The sequence below is a fragment of the Streptomyces sp. NPDC039423 genome, from assembly GCF_055598725.1.
This window is the reverse complement of record NZ_JBVKAH010000003.1, coordinates 139,747-165,326: the sequence shown is the minus strand read 5'-3', so window position 1 is coordinate 165,326 and position 25,580 is coordinate 139,747. Positions and strand designations below refer to the sequence as shown.

26 protein-coding genes and 1 pseudogene are annotated in these 25,580 nt (G+C 74.0%); 10 read left to right on the top strand and 17 right to left on the bottom strand.

Translation table 11 applies throughout. The annotated features are described in order from the left end of the window. Positions 1-40 precede the first annotated feature (40 nt). Positions 41-457, top strand: coding sequence for a lasso peptide biosynthesis B2 protein (locus ACZ7LK_RS11420; protein WP_392273106.1), 417 nt, complete (start codon positions 41-43; stop codon positions 455-457). 209 nt (positions 458-666) lie between these two features. Beyond that, entirely contained in the window at positions 667-2,427 is a 1,761-nt protein-coding gene (locus ACZ7LK_RS11415) for an ABC transporter ATP-binding protein (RefSeq protein ID WP_471140614.1), read from the top strand. Here the strand turns inward: ACZ7LK_RS11415 and ACZ7LK_RS11410 are convergent. After that, positions 2,360-3,208, bottom strand: coding sequence for a dienelactone hydrolase family protein (locus ACZ7LK_RS11410; RefSeq protein WP_471139859.1), 849 nt, complete (start codon positions 3,206-3,208; stop codon positions 2,360-2,362). The genes ACZ7LK_RS11415 and ACZ7LK_RS11410 overlap by 68 nt on opposite strands. Positions 3,209-3,327: 119 nt before the next feature. On the opposite strand from ACZ7LK_RS11410, the gene ACZ7LK_RS11405 reads away from it, so the two are divergent. Continuing rightward, positions 3,328-4,446, top strand: a complete 1,119-nt coding sequence (locus tag ACZ7LK_RS11405; protein WP_471139856.1) for a GlxA family transcriptional regulator — start codon at positions 3,328-3,330, stop codon at positions 4,444-4,446. Positions 4,447-4,486: 40 nt separating this feature from the next. Here ACZ7LK_RS11405 and ACZ7LK_RS11400 read toward each other — a convergent pair whose 3' ends face one another. Then, entirely contained in the window at positions 4,487-4,876 is a 390-nt protein-coding gene (locus ACZ7LK_RS11400; protein ID WP_392273109.1) for a hypothetical protein, read from the bottom strand. 4 nt (positions 4,877-4,880) lie between these two features. Beyond that, positions 4,881-6,392 (bottom strand): hypothetical protein, encoded by a 1,512-nt coding sequence (locus ACZ7LK_RS11395; RefSeq protein ID WP_392273110.1) that lies wholly within the window; start codon positions 6,390-6,392, stop codon positions 4,881-4,883. Between the two features lie 549 nt (positions 6,393-6,941). On the opposite strand from ACZ7LK_RS11395, the gene ACZ7LK_RS11390 reads away from it, so the two are divergent. Together ACZ7LK_RS11390 and ACZ7LK_RS11385 are read left to right on the top strand one after the other, a co-directional pair. Then, on the top strand, positions 6,942-7,532 hold the full coding sequence (locus ACZ7LK_RS11390; protein ID WP_392273111.1) for a lytic polysaccharide monooxygenase auxiliary activity family 9 protein: 591 nt from the start codon (positions 6,942-6,944) through the stop codon (positions 7,530-7,532). 49 nt (positions 7,533-7,581) lie between these two features. After that, positions 7,582-8,772, top strand: coding sequence for a chitinase (locus ACZ7LK_RS11385; RefSeq protein ID WP_471139852.1), 1,191 nt, complete (start codon positions 7,582-7,584; stop codon positions 8,770-8,772). A gap of 84 nt (positions 8,773-8,856) precedes the next feature. Here ACZ7LK_RS11385 and ACZ7LK_RS11380 read toward each other — a convergent pair whose 3' ends face one another. Then, positions 8,857-9,738, bottom strand: coding sequence for an NAD(P)-dependent oxidoreductase (locus tag ACZ7LK_RS11380; protein ID WP_471139849.1), 882 nt, complete (start codon positions 9,736-9,738; stop codon positions 8,857-8,859). Positions 9,739-9,834: 96 nt separating this feature from the next. On the opposite strand from ACZ7LK_RS11380, the gene ACZ7LK_RS11375 reads away from it, so the two are divergent. Continuing rightward, entirely contained in the window at positions 9,835-10,197 is a 363-nt protein-coding gene (locus ACZ7LK_RS11375; protein WP_392273114.1) for a winged helix-turn-helix transcriptional regulator, read from the top strand. Positions 10,198-10,289: 92 nt separating this feature from the next. Here the strand turns inward: ACZ7LK_RS11375 and tap are convergent, their stop codons facing one another. The 3 genes and pseudogenes from tap to ACZ7LK_RS11360 form a co-directional block, all read right to left on the bottom strand. Next, positions 10,290-12,566: a telomere-associated protein Tap gene (gene tap, locus ACZ7LK_RS11370; RefSeq protein WP_471139846.1), complete on the bottom strand. Its 2,277-nt coding sequence runs from the start codon at positions 12,564-12,566 to the stop codon at positions 10,290-10,292. A 159-nt stretch (positions 12,567-12,725) separates the two neighbouring features. Further along, positions 12,726-12,806 (bottom strand): annotated as a pseudogene (locus tag ACZ7LK_RS11365) (DUF4287 domain-containing protein); the annotation flags it as partial. A gap of 24 nt (positions 12,807-12,830) precedes the next feature. Beyond that, a complete protein-coding gene (locus ACZ7LK_RS11360) occupies positions 12,831-13,637 on the bottom strand; it encodes an alpha/beta fold hydrolase (RefSeq protein ID WP_469462809.1) in 807 nt (268 codons plus the stop codon). A gap of 139 nt (positions 13,638-13,776) precedes the next feature. Here ACZ7LK_RS11360 and ACZ7LK_RS11355 point away from each other — a divergent pair, with 139 nt between their 5' ends. Further along, the gene (locus ACZ7LK_RS11355) at positions 13,777-14,388 is read left to right on the top strand and encodes a TetR/AcrR family transcriptional regulator (RefSeq protein ID WP_392273117.1); all 612 of its coding nucleotides are present in this window, start codon (positions 13,777-13,779) and stop codon (positions 14,386-14,388) included. On the opposite strand, the gene ACZ7LK_RS11350 is transcribed toward ACZ7LK_RS11355, so the two are convergent. The 5 genes from ACZ7LK_RS11350 to ACZ7LK_RS11330 all read right to left on the bottom strand — a co-directional run bounded on the left by ACZ7LK_RS11350 (position 14,379) and on the right by ACZ7LK_RS11330 (position 18,068). Then, positions 14,379-15,392: a hypothetical protein gene (locus ACZ7LK_RS11350; protein ID WP_392273118.1), complete on the bottom strand. Its 1,014-nt coding sequence runs from the start codon at positions 15,390-15,392 to the stop codon at positions 14,379-14,381. The genes ACZ7LK_RS11355 and ACZ7LK_RS11350 overlap by 10 nt on opposite strands. After that, positions 15,389-15,733 (bottom strand): hypothetical protein, encoded by a 345-nt coding sequence (locus tag ACZ7LK_RS11345; protein ID WP_471139843.1) that lies wholly within the window; start codon positions 15,731-15,733, stop codon positions 15,389-15,391. Before ACZ7LK_RS11345 ends, ACZ7LK_RS11350 begins: the two co-directional genes overlap by 4 nt. Positions 15,734-16,439: 706 nt before the next feature. Then, positions 16,440-17,081, bottom strand: a complete 642-nt coding sequence (locus tag ACZ7LK_RS11340; RefSeq protein ID WP_392273120.1) for a DUF3618 domain-containing protein — start codon at positions 17,079-17,081, stop codon at positions 16,440-16,442. Next, positions 17,057-17,488, bottom strand: coding sequence for a phage holin family protein (locus ACZ7LK_RS11335; protein ID WP_471139841.1), 432 nt, complete (start codon positions 17,486-17,488; stop codon positions 17,057-17,059). The genes ACZ7LK_RS11340 and ACZ7LK_RS11335 overlap by 25 nt, the downstream gene beginning before the upstream one ends. Before the next feature lies 1 nt (position 17,489). Further along, positions 17,490-18,068, bottom strand: a complete 579-nt coding sequence (locus ACZ7LK_RS11330) for a hypothetical protein (RefSeq protein WP_471139839.1) — start codon at positions 18,066-18,068, stop codon at positions 17,490-17,492. A 437-nt stretch (positions 18,069-18,505) separates the two neighbouring features. Here ACZ7LK_RS11330 and ACZ7LK_RS11325 point away from each other — a divergent pair, with 437 nt between their 5' ends. Together ACZ7LK_RS11325 and ACZ7LK_RS11320 are read left to right on the top strand one after the other, a co-directional pair. Further along, positions 18,506-19,042, top strand: a complete 537-nt coding sequence (locus ACZ7LK_RS11325) for a hypothetical protein (protein ID WP_471139836.1) — start codon at positions 18,506-18,508, stop codon at positions 19,040-19,042. An 86-nt stretch (positions 19,043-19,128) separates the two neighbouring features. Further along, positions 19,129-19,794 carry a response regulator gene (locus ACZ7LK_RS11320; RefSeq protein WP_471139833.1) on the top strand — a complete coding sequence of 222 codons (666 nt, stop codon included), beginning with the start codon at positions 19,129-19,131 and terminating at the stop codon, positions 19,792-19,794. 7 nt (positions 19,795-19,801) lie between these two features. Here the strand turns inward: ACZ7LK_RS11320 and ACZ7LK_RS11315 are convergent, their stop codons facing one another. Genes ACZ7LK_RS11315 through ACZ7LK_RS11300 form a run of 4 tightly spaced genes read right to left on the bottom strand, consistent with a single transcriptional unit; the run spans position 19,802 to position 24,208 of the window. Continuing rightward, entirely contained in the window at positions 19,802-21,187 is a 1,386-nt protein-coding gene (locus ACZ7LK_RS11315) for a sensor histidine kinase (RefSeq protein ID WP_471139830.1), read from the bottom strand. After that, the gene (locus ACZ7LK_RS11310) at positions 21,174-22,544 is read right to left on the bottom strand and encodes an ABC transporter permease (RefSeq protein WP_471139827.1); all 1,371 of its coding nucleotides are present in this window, start codon (positions 22,542-22,544) and stop codon (positions 21,174-21,176) included. Before ACZ7LK_RS11310 ends, ACZ7LK_RS11315 begins: the two co-directional genes overlap by 14 nt. A 5-nt stretch (positions 22,545-22,549) precedes the next feature. After that, complete coding sequence (locus tag ACZ7LK_RS11305; RefSeq protein WP_392273127.1) at positions 22,550-23,302, bottom strand: ABC transporter ATP-binding protein; 753 nt, start codon at positions 23,300-23,302, stop codon at positions 22,550-22,552. A 24-nt stretch (positions 23,303-23,326) separates the two neighbouring features. Further along, the gene (locus ACZ7LK_RS11300; protein WP_469462827.1) at positions 23,327-24,208 is read right to left on the bottom strand and encodes a phytanoyl-CoA dioxygenase family protein; all 882 of its coding nucleotides are present in this window, start codon (positions 24,206-24,208) and stop codon (positions 23,327-23,329) included. A gap of 153 nt (positions 24,209-24,361) precedes the next feature. On the opposite strand from ACZ7LK_RS11300, the gene ACZ7LK_RS11295 reads away from it, so the two are divergent. Beyond that, positions 24,362-24,907, top strand: a complete 546-nt coding sequence (locus ACZ7LK_RS11295) for a GNAT family N-acetyltransferase (RefSeq protein WP_471139823.1) — start codon at positions 24,362-24,364, stop codon at positions 24,905-24,907. Here ACZ7LK_RS11295 and ACZ7LK_RS11290 read toward each other — a convergent pair. Next, entirely contained in the window at positions 24,904-25,557 is a 654-nt protein-coding gene (locus ACZ7LK_RS11290; RefSeq protein ID WP_471139820.1) for a MazG-like family protein, read from the bottom strand. The genes ACZ7LK_RS11295 and ACZ7LK_RS11290 overlap by 4 nt on opposite strands. Between the last annotated feature and the right edge of the window lie 23 nt (positions 25,558-25,580).

Below are 25,580 nucleotides of genomic sequence, written 5' to 3'. Positions count from 1 at the left end.
GCCGGACACCCACGGTCCGCGGCAACCCGGAGGGAAATCCGTGTCCACCTCGCAAGTCGTCCCGCACGATCCCAGGTCGGTCCCCCTCGGGCCGAGACTGGTCACCCGGCTGGTCGTCATCTGCGCCCACGTGCTCGCCCGCCGGCCACCGGCCCGCATCCGCGCGGTCCTGCGGCGGCTGCGCAAGGGCGCGCGCCCCGCCACCCTCGCCGAGGCGGCCAAGGCCCGCGAGACCGTCCTGGCCGTCAGCCTGGCCGCCGGGGGGCAACAGGGCTGCCTCGCCCGCTCCCTGGCCACCGTGCTGCTGTGCCGACTGCGGGGCCGGTGGCCGACCTGGTGCGTCGGAGTACGCACCCAACCCCCCTTCGCCGCACACGCGTGGGTGGAGGCCGAGGGGGTGCTCGTCGGCGAGGGTGCGCCGGCGGACTACTTCCAGCGGTTCTTCACCGTGGACTGACCGTGGCCGCACCCCCGTCCGCGCGGCAGCCCGCGCAGCCCCCGGTGCCCCGGCGAGCCCTCCGCCGGCTCCCGGCGGCCGCTCCACCCGCGCGAACACCGGCGAACGGCGCGCCCGCCCCGGCGGAACCCGCCCGGGGGCGGCGCCCACCCACGGGCGGCACGGCCGCGGCAGCCGCACGCGGCACGCTCGCACGCCTCCGGCTCGTCCTGGCCCACCTCGGGCCCCACCGCCGGGGCATCCTGGCCGGCACCGCCCTGTCCCTGGCCGGGAGCCTGTTGGCGCTCGCCCAGCCCCTGGTCGCCAAGCGGATCGTGGACGCCCTGGACCGGGGGCAGCCCGCCATGGGACCGCTCGCCGTGCTCAGCGCGTTGGTCGTGGTGGGCGCCGCGACCGCCGCGCTGGGCCAGTACGTGCTGGAGCGGACGGCCGAGTCGGTGGCCTGCACCGCCCGTACGCGCCTGTCGGACCGTCTCGTCCGCCTCCGGCTGCCCGAGCTCAACCGCACCGAGCCCGGCGAACTGATCTCCCGCGTCACGTCCGACACCACGGTCCTGCGGCAGGTCGCCACGCGCTCACTCGCCTCGGCGGCCGGCGGCCTCGTGATCGTGACGGCGACGCTCGTACTCATGGCCCTGCTGGATCCGGTCCTGCTGTCCATCACGCTCGCCACCATCGCGCTGACCGGTGTCGCTGTCGCCGCGGCCGCCCCCCACATCGCCCGGGCCGCCGACCAGGCCCAGGAAGCCGTCGGCCGCATGGGGGCCCTGCTCGAACGCACCCTGGGCGCCCTGCGCACCATCAAGGCCTCCGGCGCGGAGGCGCGGGAGACGGTCGGCCTGCACCGAGCGGCCGAGGACGCCCGCCGGGCCGGCACCCGGGCCGCGCGGTGGCAGGCCCTGTCGGCGACCACCTCCACGGTGGCGGTGCAGTTGTCCTTCCTCGTCGTCCTGGGAGTGGGCGGGGCACGGGTGGCGACGGGAGCCATCACCGTCTCCACCCTCATCGCCTTCCTCCTCTACGTCTTCGCCCTCGCCCCGCGCATAGGGCAGATGGTCGAGGCCGTCGGCCTGTTCCAGACCGGGTCGGCCGCCGCGGCACGCGTCGACGAGGTGCACGCCATGGCGACCGAACCGCTCGACCCGCCCGCCGCCCCGGCGCCCGTCACCCCCGTCGCCCCCGCGGACCCCGGGGCCGCCACGACCGCCCCGGCCGGCCATGGACCGGTCCGGGTGACCTTCGAAGGGGTGTCCTTCGCGTACGGGCCCGATGCCCCACCCGTCCACGAGGACCTGTCCTTCACCGTGCCGCCACGGACCACGACCGCTCTGGTCGGACCGTCCGGAACCGGGAAGACCACCGTCTTCTCCCTGCTCGAACGCTTCTGCCAACCGGACCGCGGCCGCATCCTCCTCGACGGGCGGGACATCGCCCACCGGCCACTGACCCGACTGCGCGCCCTCATCGGCTACGTCGAACAGGACTCGCCCATCCTGTCCGGCACGCTCCGCGACAACCTCCTCCTCGGCGCCCCCGAGGCCGACGCGGCGCAGCTCCGCGACGTCCTCCACCGCACCCGTCTGGACACCCTGGTGGCGCGCCTGCCCGACGGGCTCGACACGCCCATCGGCCACCGCGGCAGCACCCTGTCCGGCGGCGAGCGCCAGCGGGTGGCCATCGCCCGCGCCCTCCTGCGCCGCCCCGGCCTGCTCCTGCTGGACGAGGCGACCTCCCAGCTCGACGCCGCAAACGAGGCCGCCCTGCACGAGACCCTCGCGGACATCGGCCGCACCACCACGGTGATCCTCATCGCCCACCGGCTGTCGACCGTCACCACGGCCGACCAGGTCCTGCTCCTGGAGTCCGGACGGGTACGAGCCGCCGGTACCCACGCCCACCTGCTCAGGACCGATGCCCGCTACCGCCGGCTGGCGACGGGTGGTTCCCCCGAGGCCGCAGACGGTCGGTGAGGAAGGCCAGGATCTCGTCGCGGGCCCGGATCGTGGGGTGGCCGGCCTCGTCGACGAGGTGGGCGGTGACGACGCTGTGCGGGGTCCCGACCAGCTCGGCGAAGAAGGGCGGCGGGGCCGGGTGGGCGGCCCCGTCCGGGAGCACGCGCCCGTCGAAGGCGTCGCCGAGCAGCGCGCGGTAGGCGGCGAAACGGCGGGCCGTGCACCAGCGGTCCCCCTCGAACCGGTACGCGAGGACGGTGAGTCCGTCGCGGTGGAGCCGGTCGCGCACCGCGCGCGCGTCCGCGGCGTCGAGTTCGAGACCACCCGGGTCGTCGAGCGGCAGCGACGGGTGGTTGACCACCGGGGCGACCACCGCCGGTTCCAGCGCCATGGTGAGCGCGAAGTTGCCGGTGAAGCACAGGCCGATCGCGCCCACCCCGGGCCCACCGCACTCGGTGTGGGCCCGGCGCGCCAGGCCGCGCAACCAGACCGTCACCGGGCTGGTGCCACCCCCGGCGAAGGCGCGGAACTCCGCGCCGACACAGGCGCGGCGGACGACCTCCCGGCCCTCCTCGACCGTGGGGAAGGCGCCGTCGGTCCCGAACAGGGACGGCACATGGACGGTGAAGCCCGCGTCCCGTACCCAGCGCGCGAGCCGCAACACGTCGGGGCTGATGCCCGGCATCTCGGGCAGCAGCACGACCGCGGGCCCGGCCCCGCCCACGTACACCGTCTTCTCCACCCCCTCCACGGTCACGCTCCGGCGGCTGAAGTCGGTGATCGGATCGTCGTCGCTCATGGGCCCCACCCTGGCGCCGGGGGTCGCCACCGGGTGAGGGGCAGGATCGCCGGGTCCGGGGGTAATCTCGCCACCCGGGAGGCGGACGAGCGGGACGGGGCCAGGGGGGTACGGCGACGATGGCGGGCGCGGCGCGGCACGCGGGCAACAGGGCGGACACGGGCGCCGGTGGAGTCACGGGCGCCGGCGGGGACACGGGTCCCGCTGCGGGCACGGGCGCCGGGCCCGGCGCGCTGCGGGTCGGGGTGCTGGCGTACCCGGGCTGCTTCGCCTCCGAAGTGTTCGGCGTGCCCGACCTGTTGACGATGGCCGGGCACGTCGCCGGTCCGGACGCACCCGGCTACCAGGTGTCGGTCGTCTCGCCCCGCCGCCGGGTCACCGCCTCGGGCGGGGCGGGCCTGGACGTGCGTCCCCCGCGCGAGGTCGACGTCCTGGTGGTCCCCGGCTTCGAACTGCGTCCCGGCACGGACCTCGACGCACTGCTCGCCCGGCTCACGCCCGAGACCGGGGTGATCCGCGCGTACGCCGCCACCGGCACCGCGGTGGTCTCGCTCTGCGTCGGCGCGTTCCTGCTCGGCGAGGCCGGCCTCCTCGACCGGCGCCGGGCCACGACCTCCTGGCTGTACGCGGGCGAACTGGCCAGGCGCTGCCCCGACGCCGACGTCAGGCCCGAGCACCTGGTCGTCACCGACAGCGGGGTGACCACCACGGCCGCCTTCAGCGCCATGTACGACTTCGCGCTGGACCTGATCCGCCGGCACGACGGCCCCCGCGTGGCCCGGACCACCGCCCGGGTGGCGCTCGTCGACGACGCACGGACCTCCCAGACCCCTTACGCCGACCCCCGGCTCCTCCCGCAGCCCGGCCGCGAGTTCTCCCATCGGGTCATGCGGCGGCTCGACCAGAACCTCGCCGAGCGGTACGACCTCGCCGCACTCGCGGCCGGCTTCCGGGTCAGCACCCGCACGCTGCTGCGCCGCTTCGCCCAGGAGACCGGACGCAGTCCGCTGGCCCACCTCCAGGAGGCCCGGGTCCGCCGCGCCCGCCACCTTCTGGAGACCACCGACCGCACCGTCGCCGCCGTCGCCGCGGCCGTCGGCTACCGGGACCCCGGCACCTTCGCCGCCCTCTTCGCCCGCCACACCGGTCACCGCCCGAGCGCGTACCGGACCGCCTTCCACCGCCCGCCCCGCACCCCCGCCCCCCACGACGGCGTCCCGCCGGCCCACCACCCGTAGGACCGGATCACCCGGTGGGGCCTGCCGCGCCCCACCGGGGTCAGAACAGGGCCGTCACGCTCTCCTGGATCGACGCGACGTCCGCGGCGACGGCCGCCGTCGCGTGGACGCCGGGCGCGATGAACCCGAGCCATCGCAGGAGGATGTTCCGGCGGGGCTCGTCCCGGTCCAGTTCCGTCCGCACCTGCTCCGCGGCCTGGACCAGCTCGGCCCCGTCCTCGTAGTGCCCGGCGTGCCCGCGCAGTTCCTCGCGCAACCGGTCGACCGCCGCGCGCAGTTCCGCGACGGCTGCCTCGCGTTCGGCCGCGGGCGCCCCGCTGACGGACGCGGTGTGACCCACGGCGACCGTACTCCGGCTGATCCTCACGTCCCGGCCCGCCTGGATGCCGCTGACGTGCCCCGGCACCGCGCCGCCGTCGTGTTCCGCCATCACGTCACCTCCGCTGGGCCGACTGGGCCGGCCGGCCCGGCCGGGCCGTCTTCCCGGACGTGCCGCCTCCGGCTCGGACGCTGGATCGGTTGATGGAGATGTCCCGGCCCGCGAACAGACCGGAGTTGTAAATGGTCGTCTGCCGTTGGATCAGCTCACCGGTGTCGATGTTGTGGCCCTCCATGAACTGCACCAGGGCGTCGAGCACCCGGTGTTCCACCGTCTTGGAGTACAGCTCTCCGTCGAGTTCCTGGAAGTAGCGGTAGTAGAGTCCACTGCTCGCCGCCTCCCTGAGACTGAACTCGGCGCCGTAATTGAAGGAGCGCAGGCGTATCCGGCGTTCCTGACGGCGTTGCTCGCGTCCCTCGGAGATCGGGGCGAACAGGTCTCCCAGCACCGCGAACGGCGCCCGGAGCGTCAGGTAGGGAGTGCGCAGACCCGCCTCTCCCACGAGTCGGCACCATTGCCGGGTGGTGGGGGAGTGCAGCAGGGTGTCCACGGTCCGGTACTCCGCGCGCACGGGTGTCAGGAGGCAGTTGCTGCCCTCGATGAACGCGATGGAGCGGTCCGGCAGCACCGTGCACCGCAGGAACAGCGTGCTGACCAGCTCCCCTCCCCAGCCGGCGACCCGCACCGCAAGGTACGGCCGCGCGCGGCCCCTGCCGTCCTCGCGGAGCCCGCGCAGGAGGACCTCCGATACATGCGCCGCGGGCGGTCCGGCATCGTGGGGGAGCAGTTCGCCGCGTGTGCGGTCGTCCACTCCGAGCAGCAGGTCGGAGCCGTTGACCAGCAGTACCTCGGCCACGTCCAGGCCGGGCAGGCCGAGAGCCCTGACCCTGGCGGAAAGGTGCTGGTTCAGCTCGTGGACGGTGAACGGGAGGATCTCCTTGCCCTGCTCGGCGCGGGCGGTGTTCAGAGCGAAGGACCAGGTGCTGTACGTGTCGCCGTGCCCGACGAAGGGCGGGAAGAAGGAGGACGTCAGGACGTTGCCACGGTCACGGAGCTCGATGGTGTCCACGCGCGCGGCGTCCTTGGGGTTCGAGGGCCGGGGCGCCTGGTGGGGGTCGAAGTTCTCCCTCTTGAGCTGGTGGGAGACGACGCCGTAGTGCACCGAGACCAGTTCGGTGGCCACCACCGCCCAGGCCACGAGGAAGCCCGCGATGGCCACGGTGTAGCCCAGGCCCCGGCCCATGGCGAACGCGACCAACAGGGCGACCAGCCACGCGACCGCCAGGAACGAGAGCAGGACGTCCCGGCGCCGCTGGCGGCGGCGGGCCGCCACCGCGTGCCGGAGCACGCAACCCATGCTCACGCCGGGGGAGGACGCCACGGCGCGCCGCGGCTCCTTGATGATGCGGTCCACGGCGCTGCGGGCGAGCGTGACATCGGTGTACATGGCGGCACACAGGTACCGGGTGACGTCGTAACCGGCATACAGGGACGCCGATGCGGGCGGCGTCGGTGGAACGGGCGGGCCGAAGGACGGGCTGCCGCGCGGGTCGTTGGGAGGGGACATCGTGTCTCTGCCTCTGCATTCCACGGCTGCCGCGGTGGAGGGGCGCCGTAGAGGAAGTACGGAGTGGCGGTCGTGGCGGTCGTGCCATGCCGTCCCGCGGCGGCGACAGCCGCCCGGCCGCCGGGTGGTCCGAAGGGGACGCGTGCTCCGCGAGGGATCGCGTCCCTCCCGTCCGTGAGAAGAAGGGATGCAGCCCTTCCGGCAGGATCCGTCGGATCGTCGATACCGGTTTCCATTTTAGCTCGCATTCCGTTTGCTGATACGGCGCAATGCACCCCCGGTAGCCCCGAATTCCTCGTAGCGGCCCACGCCTTGTTGACCCTTCAGTTACCAGCAGGTCATGTCTCCCCAGCGGCCGTATTGGTATGGACATGACCAAGCTTCCGGGGCTAGCCTCACACTTGGTCTAGACCGCAGTGGACGACCGTCCTCCGGACACCCCCTGCCCTGCCGCCCCCCCACCCCCGCCGCTCCACCACCCGGCAGCGCACCCGAGGACGGACCACGTCCGTCCCCCTCCGAACCCAGGACAGGACCACGGGAGCGCACATGCAGCGCAAGCTCACCTCCTTACTCCTCGGCCTCGGGCTGCTCGGCGGCACCTTCCTCGCCACCGCCGGCACCGCCCAGGGCCACGGCTACACCGATTCGCCCGTCAGCCGGCAGCAACTCTGCGGCAACGGCACCGTCCGCGGCTGCGGGCAGATCCAGTGGGAGCCGCCCAGCGTAGAAGGGCCCAAGGGCTTCCCCACCCGGGGACCGGCCGACGGACGCATCTGCGCGGGCGGCAACGGCCGTTTCTCCGAACTGGACGACCCACGCGGCGGAGCATGGCCCGCCACCGCCCTGACCGGGGGCCGCGCCCACACCTTCGTCTGGCGGATCACCGCACGCCACGCCACCACCGACTTCCGGTACTACATCACCAGGGACGGCTGGGACCCCACCAAGCCGCTCACCCGGGCCGACCTCGACCCCCAGCCCTTCCTGATGGTTCCCTTCGGCGGCCGGCTCCCCGGGTCGACGGTCAGCCACACCGGTGTACTGCCGCACAAGACCGGCCGTCACCTCATCCTCGGTGTCTGGACCATCGCCGACACCGGCAACGCCTTCTACGCCTGCTCCGACGTGCGTTTCTGAGCCGGACCCTGCGCACCCACCCCGCAGACCGGACTTCGGAAGGAGAACCATGTCCGGACCCCGACGCACCAGGCGGACACCGTCCCCGACGCCACACACCGATGGCACGGGCGGGCACACGGGCACCGCACGGCGGGCGGCCGCCGTCCTGGTGACCGCCCTGCTCGCCCTCGGGCTGCTCGGCGCCGCCCCGGCCACCCCGCCCGCCCCCACCACCCCGGCCGCCCCCACCCTCCCGACCGCTCCCACCGCCGGGGCTCCGCCCGCCCCGTCCTCCACCGCCGCCACCTGCGCGACCAGGCCGCGCCCTCAGGGCAAGGTCCTCCAGGGCTACTGGGAGAACTGGGACGGCGCCGCCAACGGCGTCCACCCGCCCTTCGGATGGACCCCGATCACCGACGCCCGCATCCGCACCCACGGCTACAACGTCGTCACCGCGGCCTTCCCGGTCATCCGGTCCGACGGCACCGTGCTGTGGGAGGACGGCATGGACGCCACCGTACGGGTCCCCACTCCGGCCGAGGTGTGCGAGGCCAAGGCGGCCGGACTGACCGTGCTGCTGTCCATCGGCGGGGCCACCGCCGGCATCGACCTCGGCTCGACCGCCGTCGCGGACCGGTTCGTGCAGACCGTCGTCCCCATCCTCAAGGCGCACAACTTCGACGGCATCGACATCGACATCGAGACCGGCCTGGTCGGCAGCGGCGACATCAAGCGGCTCTCGGCGTCCCAGACCAACCTGATCCGGATCATCGACGGCGTACTCGCCGCCATGCCCCCCGGCTTCGGCCTGACCATGGCTCCCGAGACGGCGTACGTGACCGGCGGCAGTGTCGTCTACGGCTCCATCTGGGGCGCCTACCTGCCCGTCATCAAGAAGTACGCCGACAACGGCCGGCTGTGGTGGCTCAACATGCAGTACTACAACGGCAGCATGTACGGGTGCTCCGGCGACTCCTACGAGGCGGGCACCGTACGGGGATTCACCGCCCAGACCGACTGCCTGGACCGTGGCCTCACCGTGCAAGGCACCACCATCAAGGTGCCCCTCGACAAACAGGTCCCCGGCCTGCCCGCTCAACCGGGGGCCGGCGGCGGGCACATGGCACCGTCCCAGGTCGCACAGGCCTGGAACACCTACGGCGGCAGGCTGAAGGGCCTGATGGCCTGGTCGATCAACTGGGACGGCTCCCGCGCCTGGACCTTCGGCGACAACGTCAAGGCGCTCCAGCACCGCTGAGCCCCCGCCCCGCCCCGCCCCGGGCCGGCCGGCGCGGTCGGCCCGGCGCGGTCGGCCCGGGGACGCAGCGGGTCACCGGGCCGGTCAGCGCACCAGCAGGTCCACCACGCCCGTGAGGTCCTCCTCGCCGCTGCCCTCGGCCAGGCGCCGGCGCATCAACGCGAAGTACGGCCCGAGCAGTTCCGGGCTGACACCCTGCTGCTCGGCGGTGCTCAGGAAGGTCGGCGTGCCGGCCACCTGCATCGCCAGGTTCGACGCGACCCCCTTGGTGTAGTCGCCGGTCCGCAACTGCTCGGCGGTCCGGTGGACCGACGGTGCCATCGCGACGAGCCAGTCGGCGAGGAGGGGGGCCAGCGACGCCGGGTCGATGTCCTCCTTGCGGATCAGGGCGAAGGCGTGCGCCACCCCCGCGAACATCCCGTACATGGCGCTGAGCAGGGCCACGTCGTGCAGGGCCGCGAAGCCCGCGTCCTCGCCGACGTAGGTGGTGCCGGCCGGAACGCCCAGCGTCTCCCGGTGCCGCTCGAACAGCTCGCGCGAGCCGCTGTAGAAGACGTAGCCACCGGCCTCGGGGACACCGATCATCGGAGGGACGGCCATGACGCCGCCGTCGAGGTAGCGGGCGCCGCGTTCACGGGCCCACGCGGCGCGCGTACGCGCCTGGGCGGGGGTACTGGTGGTCAGGTTGACCAGGTCCTTCCCCTCGAGTTCGGTGCCGGCCAGCACCTCCTCGACCGAGGCGTCGTCCAGCAGGCAGACCACGACCAGGGGGTGCGCCGCCACGGCCGCGGCGGCACTGTCCGCGACCCGCGCCCCTTCGGCGGCGAGCGCCGCGGCGCGGGCCGGGGTGCGGTTCCATACGGTGAGCGGGTGGCCGGCGGCGAGCCAGGCACGGGCCAGCGCGGCGCCCATCGCGCCGAGGCCCAGCAAGGTAACGGAAGTCTTCTCAAGAGCGTCGTTCGTCATGCCGATTAGGCTGGCCGCAGGTGGAGGGGTGATCAAGTACGCACTTGCGAGTGGGTGGTTACCCCGGGGTGAGTGAGCAGGTGGGAGGGGTGGGGCATGACGACGCTGAACCGGCCGGGCACACCGGACGGGCACGTCTGCGGGATCGACACCGCGATGGAGGTGATCGGCGGCAAGTGGAAGGTGCTCATCCTCTGGGCGCTCCATGAGCACCCCTGCCGCCGCTTCGGCGAACTGCGGCGACTGCTTCCGGGCATCACCGAGAAGGTGCTGGCTTCCCACCTGCGCGAGATGGAGGCGGACGGCGTCGTGGACCGCGTGTCCTACGAGGAGGTGCCGCCCCGTGTCGAGTACACGCTGACCGAGGACGGCAGACGGCTCAACGACGCACTCCAGCCGCTGGCCGCCTGGGGCCGCGAACGGTCGAGCACCCGAGGAGTGCGGGAGGACGCGGGCTGAGGGCGCTCCTCGACGATCCCGGCGGACCGGCGGACCGGCGGGGCGGTCCGCCGGCGCCTTGCCATTCCGGAGGCGTACGGGACGGGGGCGGCCTACTCGCCGGTGTCCTGCGCGCTGACGGCGCCGTCCTTGATGTAGCGGGCGAGGTTCAGGTCGGGGGCGTCGAACTGCTCCCGTACACCTTCCGCCCACAGGACGGTCTGGGTGCCTTCGTGCTTGACCAGGCCGGGGTTGACGCCCAGCTTGAAACCGCCGGGCAGCGGCTTGCCCGCGCGGTAGGGCAGGAAGTCCAGCGGTGAGGGCCCGTCGGAGGCGTAGACCGCGCAGTCGGACAGAATCGCCACCGGGTACTGACCGGTGAACGCGGCGTGCTTGACGACCTTGCGGTGCATGTTGATCCGGGTACGGGAGATGACCGCGGCCCTGATGTCCGGCCGCCAGGTGGGGCGGGACAGCGCCCGCCACGGCCGGCCGGGCTTCCACCCCTCGCCCCGGGGGCGTTCCCGCAGCTTGCCGATCCCGCCCTTGACGGTCGCCTTGACCGCCGAGACCACGATCGCCATCTCGGGGTCGCGCTCCCGGTAGCCGTCCATCGCCGCCAGGAACTCCTCCGGCCCCAGATCGGCACTCACCCCCAGGTCGGCCATCGTCGCCAGGTAGGCGTCACGGAGCCGGTTGTACCAGGCGTCCAGATAACGGCCGTTGTCATGGCGGACGTACGCCTCCGACGGCGCGACCTCGTAGCCCAGTTCCACGGCGTAGGCGACGGTCCGCGTCTCGTACCAGGCGGGCCCCTCCGGCCGCTCGCCGGAGGGGGTGAAGGGGTTGGGCAACAGCTCGGCGTCCAGACCCACCCACTCCTTGCCCGACCGGACCCTCGACAGGTCGACGTGGGAGAGGTCGACCAGCCACGAGCCGGGCAGCTTCGCGTCGAACGCGGGCTCCTTCACGTGCGTCGGCGCTCCCAGGCCCACGACCAGGCCGTTGGCTCCGGCGGCGAAGGCCATGTTGACGTCGATGCCGACCAGGAACCGCTTGGCGCACTCGTCGTCCGTCAGCGGCCGGGCCCAGTCGAAGGCCTCCTCGAACAGCTTTTCGTCCGGGCCGCGCACATGGAAGCGCGGCAGGTCGGCGAGCAGCGGGTGCCCGTCGGGTGCCTCGCACGGCGCACAGTCCACCGGGTCCTTCCCCAGCGAACCGGGGTTGTGCTCGGAATGCCGTTTCCCCTCCGCGTCGGGCTCGGAGGCGCGGGTCGGCGGACGCAGCGCGGTCATCAGCTCCAGACCGGTGACGGCCGTCGACCCGCGGGGCGTCATCACCCGTTCCGCGTACACGCCGAGCACCCGGGCCAGTGCCGCCGGCGGGAACGCCCCGGCCTCGCCCCAGTGGCGGGCGTCGAGCGCGTGCCACGACGGGACGCACAACTGGACGCACGCGCGCTCCGCACCCTGCGCGGGCCGGTAGATCCGCGCCCACGGGCCCAGGCCCCGCTTGGTCAGCTTCCAGTCCGCGCGCGCCAGTTGCCTGACGACCTTGTGGTCCTCCGGCAGCCGTCCGGCGCGCCGCTCCTGGTCGGTGAGGCCGGCGGGGAGGCCGTAACGCTCCAGCGCGGACTCGGTGAGCACGAGGAGCGGGTCGCCGTCCTTGCCCGGTCCGGACAGCCTGGGCTGCCCCAGCCGGGCCTCCGTGAGCGTCCACTCCACCAGAGCCGGCAGGGACTTGGCCAGTACGTCCAGGACCAGGCCGCCCGTACAGTACGCCAGCACCTGGCCGTCGGCGTCGGCGTCGACGACCGCGAGCGGCCCGTTCACGAAGCGCGGGTCGGCGCCCCCCGCCGGGGCCCCGGCCTGCCCTGCCCGCTCCGCGCCCGGCCGCCGCGCCGGGGAAGCGGCGGCGCGGCCGGCCGTGGGGCGGGACGCGGGGCTGGCCGCGGGGCGCGACCGCGGGGTGTCCTCGACCGGTCCGGGCGCGGCCTCCGCCGCTCCCGCCGCCTCGGCCGCCCCGGCCGTCGCCTCCGGGGCGGCGCCGGACCCGCCGGGGAGCCCGCCCGGCTCGACGTGGGCCGGTCCGGAGACGTCCGGTCCGGAGACGTCCGGGCCGGGAGCCGGGGCGGGTGCGGGGGAGTGGGGTGCGGGGTAGAGCTCCGCGAGCCGCTTGAGCAGCCGTGCGTACGCGTCGCGCTCCGGAGGCCGGGGCTCGGTCTTGCCGGCCTCCCACCCGCTGACCGTGGCCCGGCGCACCTGGAGGGCCGACGCCACCTCGTCCACGGTCAGCCCGTGTGCCTTGCGCAGCCGCCTGCGCTCCTCGGGCGGCGGCAGCACGGAACGGGACGCGACCAGGGCATCCACCGCGTCAAACAACTCGGACATGGCACACCTCCGGGCCCCATCCTATGCACGCCACCGTACGGATCCCGTACATCCACCGTACGTCGGCGCGGGGCGAACGTAGGAAGGTCCGCCGCGGAAGTGAAGCCCGAAGCCGGTCCGGCCCGGCGAGTAGTCGAAGCGGGCCCCGTGGGCCTGCGGTCAGGGGCGACTGTCCTCGGCCCGCGTGTGTGCGACGAGGGCGTTGGCATCCCCGTGGCCCAGACCGTGTGCGGTCTTGAGGTGGGCACATGGGTGTGGGCAGGCTCATGCCGTGTGCGCCCCGGTGAAGAACTCGGCGAGGGCCGGGGCCAGCACCTGCGCGTCGATGGTGTGCTCTTCACCCGGGAAGATCCGCAGGGTGAAGTTGTCGCCCGCGGCGGCGAGTTCCCGTGCGCCGGCCTCCATGTGCGGCGCGCCCGCGTCACCGCTGGCGACGAGGACGGGAACGGTCACGGAAGCCCACCGTTCGACCGGGAGGGGGCGGCCGGACATGGTGTCACCCATGATGCGGCCGTCATAGGGCAGTGTGCGGGCGACGGCCTCCATGTCCGCCCAGAACGGGGCCTGTCGCATGCCCGCCACGGCCTCGTCCGGCAGGGCGATCGCTGCCGTCAGGAAGTAGGCGGCCGCGTCGCCGTACGCCTCGCGGGCCACGAGCTCCGTCAGGTGGTCCACGTAGTCGGCGGGCAGCGGCGGCCGGCTGTCGTCGGTGATGAACGGGGGCTCGTACAGCGCGAGACGCGAGACGGCGCTGCCGTGGGCGGTGGCCTCCAGGGCGAGGACCGCGCCCGACGACATGCCGAAGACCATGGCAGATCCGCCCCCGGGTCCGCCGATCAGTGCGTCGAGGTCCTCGATCTCGCGTCGCACCTCGTAGGCCGGTGCGTCCCCGCTGTCACCGCGGCCCCGACGGTCGTACGTGAGCACCGTGAACCGATCGGCCAGCAGCTCGGCGAGCTCGGCCGAGGCGCCGCGGGTCATGAACGCCCCGCCCACCAGGACGACCACCGGACCCGAGCCCCGACGCTCGAAGGCGATGGCCGTGCCGTCGGCGGAGAACACCTTCTCCATGCGTAACCCCCCAGTTGTCGCACGGCACAGGGCGGGTGCCCTGCCCGTGGATGTACGAACTCTGGAACTGGACGGTACAGTACTCATCTGAGTACTGGTCAGTCCAGTACGCGCCGGAAGGTGGAGAGGGAGGAAGCGGATGACGGACAGCCGGTCGGCACGCAAGCACCAGGCAATTCTTGACGCGGCGACCACCGTGTTCCTGAACAAGGGTTACGCCGGCACGAGCATGGACGACATCGCGAAGCTGGCCGCGGTGTCGAAGCAGACCGTCTACAAGCACTTCGCGGACAAGGAGAAGCTGTTCGCCGAGATCGTGCTGGCCACCACCGACGGCATCGACGCGATGGTGGACCTGGTGGCCGACGTCCCCGCCGACGCCGAAGCCCTGCACGAGAACCTGACCCGCCTCGCCCGCCGGCTGCTGGGCGCCCTCACCCGGCCCCAGGTGATCCAGCTCCGCCGTCTGGTCATCGCCAACGCCGATGCCTTCCCCGAACTGGGCGCGGCCTGGTACGAGCAGGGCTTCGAACGGGTCCTGGACACCCTGGCGGCCACCTTCCGGCGCCTTACCGGCCACGGACTGCTCAAGGCCGACGACCCGCTGCTGGCCGCCCACCACTTCGCCGGCCTGCTGCTGTGGATCCCGGTGAACCGGTCCATGTTCCACGGCACGTCCCGGCACGACGAGGCGGAACTCGACCGCTACGCCGAAGCCGGCACCCGTACGTTCCTCGCCGCCTATGGCTGACCCAGGGTGCCGGGCGCCAGCTCCACGCGGACGCCGTCGCGGACGTCGATCACGTACGTGGTACCGGTCTCGGGCGTCCAGCCCAGCGGCAGCAGGTAGTAACGGCCGCCCCGCTCGATGAGCCGCCGAAGGCCGGTGTAGCGGTAGCGGAAGTGCGTGTCCTTGCCGAGGTCTTCGACGCGTACGCCCGGCCCCGCCAGGCTGAGGCGGTCGGTGGTCAGGACGACGACGGCCGTACGGCTGACGACGTGGCGGCCCGTCAGACGTGCCTCCGCCACCCCCAGGCCGTCGGCGGCCAGCGTCACCGCCCACAGGACGAGGAGGCCGGTCACGGACGCGGCCGCCGCCCTGCCGGCGGCGGTGGCGGCAGGGCCGTCCCGGCGGGCGGCGGCGCGCCGGTGGGCGAGGGCGACACCCAGCGCCAGTGCCAGGGCCGCCGCCCAGCCGTACGGGTGGGTCCACCGCCAGAGGACCAGGGCGAGGAGGCCCGAGGGCACCAGGAGCAGATCGGCGCTGCGGGCCCATACGCCCGCGCGGCGCACGAACCGGGCGACGGGCCCGGGCCAGGCGCGTCCGCTCAGGAGGTCCGGGCGGAGGGCGGCGTACCCCATGACCGTGAGGGCGATGACGACGGGCCTGCGGACCAGGTTCAGTGCCTGGATGGCCAGTTCGGGGAAGCCGATGCCGAGCGTGAAGACGTCGAGACGGAAGTAGTGGTAGAAGGCGGTCAGGTAGACCGCGCCGAGGTAGAACATGACGGCCGCGACCAGGGATGCCTGCGCGGCCACCGCTCCGGCCAGCCCCGGTGCGGAGCGGTCGTCCGCTGCCGGTGTGGCCGCGGCGGGGGACCCCACCGGGTGCCGGAGGAGGGCGGCTCGCCGGGCGGTGGTGACGCGGGCGCGCCGGAGCCGTTCGAGGCGGGCGGCGCTGCGGGCGGTGCTGCGGGCGGCGCGGGGGTCGCGGCGCCGGGCGGGGACGGGACGGACCGCCGGGCGACCGGTCACGGTCCGCCCGTGCCCGCGCCGTCCGTTCCGCCCATGCCCGCGCCGTCCGCGCCCGTGGTGTCGCCGGGGTCGGGGCAGGGCGTGCCCGACGGGCTGGGCGAGGGTGAGGCCGACGAGCCGGGGGAGGGGGAGGGGGAGGAGGGGGCGGTGCCGTCCGGCGCGGAGGGCCCGGGGGACGCGCCGGTGGCGGGAGGGCAGCCGGGCGCCGGCCCGTCGCCACCGCCCTCGCTCGTGCCCCCCACGTCACCGCCGCCGCCGTCGCCCCCACCGGTGGGGTCGATGCCGCCGCCCGGAGCGGGGTGCTGCCCGCCCAGGGTCGGGGGCGGCGGGGCGGGAGGCACGGGGTCGCCGCCGTACGGTGGGCTGCCCGTCCCCCCGCTCGCCGGGGCGTCGCCGGCCGGGGCGCCCGTCCGTGCGCCGGATCCGCCGCCGGTCACCGCGCCGAGGGCGTCGGACGAGCCGGAGCTCCGCGACGGCCCCGTACCGGACCCTCCGCCCCTGTCCGGGTCCGCCGCCGACGGGTCGCTCCCGGTCGCCGCAGCCCTGTCGCTCGACGGGGGTGCCGTCACCCGCGACCCGGAGGGACCGGGACCGGAGGTCGGTCGGGAGGCGCTCTCGCTCGCCCGGCCGCAGGCCACGACGAGCAGCAGGACCCCGCAGCAGAGGGCCCCCGACCCGGCGTACCGCCGTACAGCCCTCGCCAAGTTCCGTTCCCCCATGCGCCGTTCCCCCATCCGGCGATGGTAGGAGCACGACGAGCCCGCCGTCCCGCCCAGGACCGGCCAATGTGCGGCGGCTTCGTCCCGTGCACCTCCCGAAGCGACCTCCCCCGAAGCGGCCGCGCCGCCCGCTCGCAACGGGCTGTCATGCCCAGCGCCGTGGAGGTGGTCCGGGCCCGGCGCGAGAGTCACCCCCCGCTGGGCTCCGGGCCGATTTCAGGGCCGGTCACGCCTGTCGCGCCGGCCGGGGACGAACCCGGTCGGCGCGACGACGGTTGCGGACCTTCCCGGCGCCGGGCATCGCGCCGGTTGCCGAGGAAGGGTGGGGCTACCGGCCGCCGGGGCTCTGCCGGCGGACCTCGCCGGCCACCTGCTGCCCGGATTCGCGGGCCTGCTCGGTGACCTGCGTGGTCTGGTCGCGTGCTTCGTCCTGCGTGGTGCGGGCGGCGTCGGCGGCGGTTTCCTTCACCTGCTGCGCGGCCTGCTTCGCCGTCTCGGTGGCCTCCTCCTTCAGGTGCTGAGCGGACTCCAGCGCGGCCTGCTTCACCGGCTCGATGGCGTCGCTCCCGGCCACGCGGCTCGCCGCCCGCTGCTCGGCACCGGACTCCGGCAGGAGGGAGGCGGCCAGCAGGCCGGCACCGAAGGCGATCAGACCGGCCGCTAGCGGATTGCCCTGGGTCTGCCGTATCGCCTGCTCGGGAGCCTGCTTGACGGCTTCGCCCACCTGGCCGGCGCTCTCCTGGGCGGACCGGGTGGCATGCCGCGTCCGGTCCGCGGCCTGGCTGCCGGCGTCGGACGCGGTCCCCATGATCCGCTCCCGCAGGTCCGACGCCCGCGAGCGCGCCCGGTTGGTGCGCCGGCGCATCATCCGCTTGGGGCTGGTGCGATCGGTCAGGGCGTCGACGTTCTGCGAGAGCCTGTCGCGCGTGGCCTCGATGTCGGCCTTCACTTGGTCGGGTGACGTGCCCACTGTGCGTCCTCCTTGAGGGTCTGAACCGTCTTTTCCGGCTTGGGCGACACCTCTCGCATCCGAGAGCGACCCATCACGAACAACACGGCGGCGACGACCGCCCACACGGCGGTGACGATCAATGCCGCCCAGCCGGCGTCCATCACGTTGGCCAGCCCGAACACAGCGGCCAGCGACAGGAAGAGGGCCACCATGTAACCGGCGAAACCCGCCCCGCCGAACATCCCGGCCGCCTTGCCCGCCTTGGCCGCCTCCTCGCGGACCTCCGCCTTGGCGAGCTCCACCTCCTGCCGGAACAGCGTCTGCACGTCCGCGGTCACGGCGGACAGCAGCTCACCGGCCGAACGCTCCTGCCCGTGGCGGTCCATCTCCGTCGAACCCGCGGACTGCTGTGAACCCGCCGTCATCTCACACCCCCGGGTAGCCGGGCAGCTCCGGCGGGGCCTGGCCGGCCGGGGGCAGGGCGTCGTCCCCGCCGCTCGTGGCCGGGCGCCCACTGTCCCCGCTCCGGACCGCCTTACCGGCCTTGGCGAGACGGCCGACCGCCAGACCTGCCAGTACCGCGCCGCCCAGGAACGCGCCCGGCCGCCGGCGTGCGAACTTCTGGAGGTCGCCCAGCAGGCCGTCGACACCGTTCTTGTCGAGGTAGTCGGCGGCCCGGTGCCCGCCGTCGGCGGCCTGGGTCACCAGGGTGCGTGCCGGGGACTCCCCGGGCGCGTTCTGCGCCATTCCCGCGAAGTCGTCCGCCCACTGCCGGACGGTGCCCGCCAGACGCTGCGCCTGCCCCTGGCCCTCGTCCAGCACGCGCTGCCTGAGGTCGCGCGCGGCGTTCCCGGCCTGCTGCCGAGCCTCGCCCGCCACCGCCCTGGCCTGCTCCGCGGCGGTCCCCGCCACATCACCGGCCGACTGCGCGGCTCGGGAGGCCGTCGCCGACGCCTGTTCCTTCGCCGCCTGCCCCGCTTGCTGAGCACGCCCGGCATCACTCATGAGCCACTCCTCCTTGGAACGCCGGATCCGACGGAACCAGCTCCTCCGGTTGCTGTCCGGCTGCGGGTACCACCGCATACCTGGGCGAAACGGGGCGTATGCGCCGCCGTCGATCCCGGCATGTGTGAGCGAGCGAAGGTCCGGGGGAGGGGCGGTTTCCCATCGGGGCGCACCGCCGGGACGCCGTGACGAGACGCTGCCGAGCCGTCGCTGTTGTGACACGGCGGAATCAGTCGGCTACCCGTTGTGGTGGACGCCGGGGCTGCCGGTTTTCCAGGGTTGCGGGTTTTGAGGGGAGCAGGCGGCCGCCGACACTGTCGGACCCGATGACCCCCACCGGGCGGAGGCACCGGTTTCGCTCGACTGCACCGTTTCCGGCGTCTGTTGCGCGCGGTGTCCGGGTGTCACACGGGTCGGGAGCGGCCTAGAGTGTCGCCATGTTCAAGTCAGGGGTGGGGTTCCTCGCGCTGTTCGGGGTCGGTTGGTGGCTGCTGGGCACGAGTGGCTTCGAGGCGCCGCTCCGGTGGGTCGCGGTCGCGGCGGGGTGTGTCCTCGCGCTCGGCTTGATGCTGGCGGCGCGCCGGTTCCTGCCCGCGTCGGAGGGCGGCCCTTTCCCTCCCGAACGCCGACGGCGCTTCAACCAGATCAACCTGCTCCAGTGGCTCCTCATCATCGCCACGGTGATCGTGTGCGCTCGCACCGGGCACCCCATGCTGGTTCCGCCGCTGGTCGCGCTGATCGTCGGACTGCACTTCGTACCGCTCGCAGCGGTGTTCGCACAGCCACGCCTCCGCGTCCCGGCCGCCGCGCTCGTGCTGGCGGGTGCCACCGGTCTGGCGGTACGGATGAACGAGGGCGCGGACACGACCGTACGGCTCGTGGTCGGCATCATCGCCGCCCTGTCCCTCTGGGGCACGGCCGCATGGACCGTCGTCGGTCTCGGGTCCCGATCACGCAAGGCCCCGGCGGCCTGATCCTCGGGACGCCGCCCTCAGCAGGCGCGGGCCATCGCTGAACGGACCGTGGCGGCGCGGCACCGGCCCGGCCCGATAATGGTCTGGTGATCAACAGGGACCTGTGCGTGGTGCTGGCCGAGGACTCCGTCGTTCTGCGGGACGGGATGGTCGAGTTGCTCCGGGCCCGCGGATGCACGGTGGCGGCCACGGCCGGAACGGCACCCGAGCTGCTCGCCGCGGTGGCCGAGCATCGGCCGGACGTCGCCGTGGTGGACATCCGGATGCCGCCCACCCACACCGACGAAGGCATTCGCGCGGCCGTCGAGATCCGTGCGACCACACCCGAGGTCGGCGTGCTGGTCTTCTCCCAGCATGTCGAGACCGCCTGGGCCTCCCGGCTGCTGGCGGACGGCGCGGCGGGGATCGGGTACCTGCTGAAGGAACGCGTCGCCCGTACCTCCGAGTTCGTGGACGCGCTGCACCGGGTGGCCGACGGCGGCACCGCGCTCGATCCGGAGGTCGTCGGCCGGCTGATGCGGGGTGGCAGGCACCGCCGCTTGGACACGCTGACGCCGCGTGAGCGCGAGGTGCTGGAGCTGGTGGCACAGGGCCACTCCAACCGTTCCGTCGCCGCGCTGCTCGCGGTGTCGGAGCGTGCGGTCGAGAAGCACGTCGCCGGCGTCTTCACCAAGTTCGGCCTGCGAGCGACGGACGCCGACAACCGGCGGGTGAAGGCCGTGCTGGCCTACTTGGAGGAGGGCGGCGGCTGACCGGTCGTCACAGGCGGTTCGGGAGCTCGGCGGTGACCGTCGTGGGCCCGCCCGGTGGGCTGTCGACGCGCAGGACACCGTCCACCGCTGCGAGCCGTTCGGCCAGACCGGTCAAGCCGGTGCCGACTCCGAGCGCCGCGCCGCCCCGGCCGTCGTCGCGCACGCTCAGGACGGTGCGGCCGTCGGCCACGCGCGCCGTGAGCGTCGCCGAGTGGGCACCGCTGTGCTTGGCGACGTTGGTGAGGAGCTCGGCGGCGCAGAAGTAGACGGCCCGTTCGACCACCGCGTGCGGGCGCTCCCGCACGTCCAGGTGCACCGTGACCGGTACCGGCGAGGTGGCGGTCAGGCCCGGCAGTGCCTCACCGAGGCCACCGTCCAGGGCCACCGGGTGAATGCCCCGGGTGAGCCGCCGGAGCTCGGTGATGGTGTCGTCGGTCTGGCCGCGGGCGCGGTCCACCAGCGTACGCAGTCGTACGACATCGGGACCGGCGCCGGGATCGAGCGCGTCCTCGGCCAGGGAGAGGGTGATGGCCAGGGCGACCAGCCGGGCCTGGGTGCCGTCGTGCAGGTCCCGCTCCAGGCGGCGCAGTTGATCGGTGTTGTCCGCGATCAGGGTGGCGCGGGCCGCCTCCAGCTCCTGGACCCGCCGCTGGGCACGGGCCGGGCCGAGCAGCAGCCGGGCGAGCCGGCGGTTCGCCGCGCTCAGCGCCCGGACCGCCCCGGGCACCGCGGCCGGCAGGACCAGCCCCAGCGGGACGGAGCCGGCGTCGAGCCAGGTGACCGGCTGGGGACCTTCGAGGAGGCGCCGCCAGAGCGGGAAACCTAGCAACCAGCCGCAGCCGAGGGGAAGGGCCACGGCGGCGACGAACCCGAGCACCCCCAGGGGCAACCGCAGCACCAGATAGAGCAGCGCCCGCCAGGCGACCGGATCGGTCAGCACCGCACGACCACGGGCGACCGCACCCGCCGGGAGGGCCGGCGTGACCGGTGCCTCGACCCGCTCGCCCAGCAACCGGCCCACCAGCCACCGGTGCAGCACACCGAACCCACGCGCGCCCAGCAGCGCGGCGACCACGAACGGCAGACCGAGCACGGTGAGCGAAAGCAGTGCCCCCGCGTACAGGACGGCGAGCGCGTAGACCCCGCCGGCCAGGGCGAGCGGCAGCCCGACGACGGCGAACGCCCAGTCGCCGCCCCGGACGGAGAAGTACCGCCTCGACCCGGCCGGCTTCGCACCCGGTCGCCCCGGCCCGCCTCCCGCGCCGGCCTCCCGCGCCGTCCCGGCGAGTGGCGCGGACGCCCCCACGCCGGCCGGCGGGCCCGTACGGGCCGGCACGCGCCCGGGGGACGTACGCCCGGCCACGGGGCCGTCGCCGCGCTCAGCCACGGCCACCGCCCATCAGCTCCGCCGCCGGGCCACGAACCGCGCGCAGGCCCGTGAGCAGGATGCCGGGGACGGTCAGCACCACCGCGCCCGCGACGATCCACCCACACGCGGCCACCGGGACGGACGGCACCGGCGAACCGGTCACCGCCGTACTGAACGCGGCCGACGCGGCACCCGCGACCACCGCACCGAGCAGGACACCGACCACTGTGGTCAGCACGGCCTCCACGGCCAGCATGCGCATCAGGTGCGACCGGGTCGCGCCGACCAGCCGCAGCAGCGCGAACTCACGGCGCCGTTCCGCGGTCACGGCGACCAGGGTGTTGACGGTGGAGACGGCGGCGAAGCAGGCCAGCATCGCCAGTTCGGCCTGGCGCAGCCACACGTCCGTGGGGGACGTGACACTGGTCGCCGTCGCGCCTCCGGCGTGTCCGGCGGTGCTTGTCATGATCACCATGGTGCCCGAGAGCCCCACCAGCAGCGCGACCGGGACCACGGCGGACGACAACCGCCGCGCGTACCCGCGCAGATTGGCGTCGGCCAGCCAGCCCGCACGGGGTGCCACCACCCGCACCGGCGCTCCCAGGGCCGCCGCCAGGAGACGCGCAAGCAGCGGCCCCATCAGAGCGACGGCGATCAGCAGCACCAGCGAACCGAGCAACGCCGCCTGCCCCGCCTTGTCCTCCTGCCCGGGCGGGCGCGTCGCCGCCAGTCGCAGCAGCAGACCACCGCCCACCAGCACACCGATGCCGGCGAGCAGACGCGGCGCACCCGCCCGCCCGTGCTCGGTCGCACTCGCGGTCAGCGCGGCGGCGGGCGCGATACGGGAGATCCGCCGGGCCGCGACGGCGGTGGCCGCCAGACCGACGGCGAGCGCGGCCACCAGCGCCACCAGAACCGGCACCGGAGTCAGCGGCACCCGCATCCCCGGCGGCGCCATCCCCAGGCGCTGGAGCTCGACCAGGAACCGGCGGGCCGCGGCCACCCCGAGGACCCAGCCCGGCACCGCCACCAGCACAGTGGTCCATGCCACCTGCGCACGGACCAGCCTTCGCGTCTGCCGGGGCGTCGCCGCGATCGTCCGCAGCAGCGCCAGCTCCTGGTGCTGCTGCCGGAGAGCGAAGCCCAAGGCGTTGACCACGACGAAGAACGCGACCAGCACGGCGATCTCCCCGAAGGCGCCGGCGATCACCACCAGTCCGGGCCCCTCGACCGTCCCGCGAGCGGCCGGAGGCGCGGTGACCTCGGCGGCGAGCAGCGAGCCGAACAGCGTCACGGTGGCGACGGCGAGAAAGAGCGCGACAGCCAGACCGGTGAAGGCGGCCGGACGCCGGCGCATCGGTCCCAGAGCGAGAGCGACCATCGTACTCACCGGCCCAGCCGGCTCAGACGCTCGCCGATCCGGCCGACGGTGGGCCGGTCGAGCTCGTCCACCACCAGACCGTCCGCGAGCAGCAGCACCCGGTCCGCGTACCCGGCGGCGACCGGGTCGTGGGTCACCATCACGCACGTCCGGCCGTCGTGGTCCACACCGGCACGCAGCAGCGCGAGGATCTCATGGCCGGTGGCCCGGTCGAGCGCGCCGGTCGGCTCGTCGGCGAACAGGACCTGCGGCCGGGACACCAGCGCCCGCGCTATCGCCACCCGCTGCTGCTGCCCGCCGGAAAGCTGCCCGGGCCGGTGGCGCTCACGCCCGGCCAGCCCCACCCGGGCCAGCGCGTCCAGCACCCGGCCCCGGTCGGGCCGCCGCCCGGCCAGCCGGCCGGGAAGCTCGACGTTCTGCGCCACCGTCATCGCCGGCATCAGGTTGAACGCCTGGAACACGAACCCGACCCGGCTGCGCCGCAGTTCCGCCAACCGCCGCTCGGACAGCCGGGACACCTCGGTGCCGCCCCACCACACGGAGCCCCGGGTGGGCCGGTCCATCCCCGCCAGACAATGCAGCAGGGTCGTCTTGCCGGAGCCGGACGGCCCCATCACCGCCGTGAACGTCCCCGGTGCCAGGGCCACCGACACGCCGCGCAACGCCCGTACGGTGGCGGCGCCGCGCCCGTACTCACGGTGCAGCCCCTCGGCCCGGGCGGCTGTTTCCGGCCCGGCATCACTCGTCATCTCGACCATGCCCTCATCCTCGGCGGACGGAGCTCAGCAATCGATCATGCCAGCCCCCGCTTCCGGGGTGGGGAAAACCGAACCGTCTGCCGTACGGCCCGTCTCCCGAGCGTCGCTCGCACCTTCTCCAAGGGCCGATGACGGGGCGTCCTCTCCCAGACCCCGGAGGATCGCGGTCTCGACGGGGGAGTGGGTGCCGTCGGCCCGCTCCAGGTCGTACGGCACGGCCGGCAGCAGCGGCGGCTGGGCCATGAACCGCGGCCGCACCCCGTGGTGGGGTTGCGCGGCGTGCACCAGGAACGGGTGGCACAGGAAGACGTCCCCCGCGGACCCGGTGGCGAGGGCCTGTGGCCGGTGCGCGGAAGCCGCCTCCACATCGGGCGCGAGGTCCAGCCCGCTCGCTCCGTCCTCCCCGTACTTCGCCAGGACCCTGGGCACATCGAGGTGTGAACCGACCCGGATCCGGGTGGGGGCGTCCCGCTCACCGACCTCGCTGAACAGGAACAGCATCAACAACGCCCGGCCCCGGGAGCGCAGATTGGTGAAGTACCAGCTCTCGCCCTCGGGCAGAAAGCTTCCCTCGATGTGCCAGCCCGCGTCGTCCGGCTCCTCCTCGTGCGGGAAGCGCAGAGGGAAGGTGCCCAGCGAATAGCGTGGCTCCCAGCGCCCCGGCCCCACGAGCAGGTCGTAGGCGCGGTGCAATGAGGGCGAGTTGGGCGCGGCCGCGAACGGCCCCTGCGCCATGCCGCCCACCCAGTGCACGGGCCGCGTCCATGTCGCCGGATCGTCCGGGTCACAGCCCGTCTCCCGCCACAGCAGCCGCGCACAGTCCGCGGCCACGCGCGGGGCGACGGCACCCTCCAACTTCACATAGCCGTCCCGGAGAAAGCTCGATACCAAGGTCGTGTCATCCATGCCCCCATCGTCCGGTGGCACCGCTCCCGCGCACCCGACAATCGCCGCACCGCCTTTGTCGGGTGCCCACGGGCCCTCCTCCGGGTCCGGCCGCGCCGATCAACGCCGATCAGCGCCGATGAGCGCGCGTGCGAGCCGTGCGAGGATCGGACCGTGAACGATCTGCGCTTCCGCCGCGCCGAAGAGGCCGACCTCGCCACTCTCGTCCGGCTGCGTGACGATGCCGCCCACTGGATGCTCGCGCGGGGCATCACCGGTCAGTGGCAGCCCGGTCAGCTCGACGAGGACCACTTCCGCGGGGCCATGGCGGCCGGGGGAGAGGTCTGGCTCGCCGAGGCCGGTGGCCGCCCGGCCGGGGCCTGGGAACTGTGGTGGGAGGATGAGGACGCCTGGGGGCCTCAACCACCGGTGGCCGGCTACGTGCACCGGCTGATGGTGGACAGGGGCAACGCCCGGCCAGGGACGGGACGGCTCCTGCTGCACGCCGCGGAGCGCCGCATCGCCGCCACGGGACGGACGCTGGTCCGTCTGGACTGCCTGGCCGGCAATGCGCGCCTGACCTCCTACTACCTGGACGCCGGCTACCGGATCGTCGGCCACAAGGCGGGCAAACCACAGCCTGGCGGTGCTCCCAAGTCGTTCACCCTCCTGGAGAAGCCCTGCGGGCCGGTCCCGACGGCCCAGCGGCCCCGGCCCTAAGGGCCAATCCGCTGAGGTGGAGCGCCGTCGGCCGTCTCCTCCGCCGCCGGTACGGCACCCAGTGCCCGCGCCACGAGGAAGCGGAGCCGGCCGTCCACCGTCTCCTGCGCGGCCCCGTTGACCGAGTCAAGGGCCTCCATCGCCGCCACGACGAGGTCGCCGAGCCCCCGCATCGCGTCGTCCCACGTGGACGTCGTGCCGGAGGCGTCGCCGCGCCGCGGGTTCGCCCCGAGTGCGCCGAGGACCGTGACCGCGACGCCGCCCATGTCCCGGCTCATCCCCAACAGGCGCAGCAGCCGGGGGTCTCCGGCAGCCGCCCCGTCGGCCGCCGCCCGGCCGGCGTTCGCCTCGGCCCGGGCCGTGAACCGGGAGGTGAGCACCGCGCTCCCCTCCCCGCTGATGGTGTCCAGGGCGACCATCGCCGTCACGATGACGTCCGCCAGTTCCCGCGCCACGTCCTCCCAGGTGTGGGACGCGCCCTTCCTGGGGTTGGCCCCGAGCGCACCGTGCACCGCCTCCGCGACCTCCCCCAGCTCCTCGGACACCTTGATCACGCGCAGCAGCCGGGCATCGGCCGCGGTGGACGGTGCGGCCTCGGCGTCGAGCCATGCCCGCAGCCGCCGCACGTCGTGCCAGGTCCTGTCGTCCACGGTGTCCTCCTCGGGTGGTCGTG

What these genes read in the sequence shown, in the direction of transcription:
- ACZ7LK_RS11375 (WP_392273114.1), top strand. Translation starts at nt 9,835, where the DNA reads ATGACGACGCTGAACCGGCCGGGCACACCGGACGGGCACGTCTGCGGG.
- ACZ7LK_RS11380 (WP_471139849.1), bottom strand. Translation starts at nt 9,738, where the DNA reads ATGACGAACGACGCTCTTGAGAAGACTTCCGTTACCTTGCTGGGCCTC.
- ACZ7LK_RS11355 (WP_392273117.1), top strand. Translation starts at nt 13,777, where the DNA reads ATGACGGACAGCCGGTCGGCACGCAAGCACCAGGCAATTCTTGACGCG.
- ACZ7LK_RS11405 (WP_471139856.1), top strand. Translation starts at nt 3,328, where the DNA reads ATGGCGGGCGCGGCGCGGCACGCGGGCAACAGGGCGGACACGGGCGCC.
- ACZ7LK_RS11390 (WP_392273111.1), top strand. Translation starts at nt 6,942, where the DNA reads ATGCAGCGCAAGCTCACCTCCTTACTCCTCGGCCTCGGGCTGCTCGGC.
- ACZ7LK_RS11310 (WP_471139827.1), bottom strand. Translation starts at nt 22,544, where the DNA reads ATGGTCGCTCTCGCTCTGGGACCGATGCGCCGGCGTCCGGCCGCCTTC.
- ACZ7LK_RS11305 (WP_392273127.1), bottom strand. Translation starts at nt 23,302, where the DNA reads ATGGTCGAGATGACGAGTGATGCCGGGCCGGAAACAGCCGCCCGGGCC.
- ACZ7LK_RS11400 (WP_392273109.1), bottom strand. Translation starts at nt 4,876, where the DNA reads ATGGCGGAACACGACGGCGGCGCGGTGCCGGGGCACGTCAGCGGCATC.
- ACZ7LK_RS11385 (WP_471139852.1), top strand. Translation starts at nt 7,582, where the DNA reads ATGTCCGGACCCCGACGCACCAGGCGGACACCGTCCCCGACGCCACAC.
- tap (WP_471139846.1), bottom strand. Translation starts at nt 12,566, where the DNA reads ATGTCCGAGTTGTTTGACGCGGTGGATGCCCTGGTCGCGTCCCGTTCC.
- ACZ7LK_RS11300 (WP_469462827.1), bottom strand. Translation starts at nt 24,208, where the DNA reads ATGGATGACACGACCTTGGTATCGAGCTTTCTCCGGGACGGCTATGTG.
- ACZ7LK_RS11395 (WP_392273110.1), bottom strand. Translation starts at nt 6,392, where the DNA reads ATGTCCCCTCCCAACGACCCGCGCGGCAGCCCGTCCTTCGGCCCGCCC.
- ACZ7LK_RS11325 (WP_471139836.1), top strand. Translation starts at nt 18,506, where the DNA reads ATGTTCAAGTCAGGGGTGGGGTTCCTCGCGCTGTTCGGGGTCGGTTGG.
- ACZ7LK_RS11360 (WP_469462809.1), bottom strand. Translation starts at nt 13,637, where the DNA reads ATGGAGAAGGTGTTCTCCGCCGACGGCACGGCCATCGCCTTCGAGCGT.
- ACZ7LK_RS11410 (WP_471139859.1), bottom strand. Translation starts at nt 3,208, where the DNA reads ATGAGCGACGACGATCCGATCACCGACTTCAGCCGCCGGAGCGTGACC.
- ACZ7LK_RS11335 (WP_471139841.1), bottom strand. Translation starts at nt 17,488, where the DNA reads ATGACGGCGGGTTCACAGCAGTCCGCGGGTTCGACGGAGATGGACCGC.
- ACZ7LK_RS11330 (WP_471139839.1), bottom strand. Translation starts at nt 18,068, where the DNA reads ATGAGTGATGCCGGGCGTGCTCAGCAAGCGGGGCAGGCGGCGAAGGAA.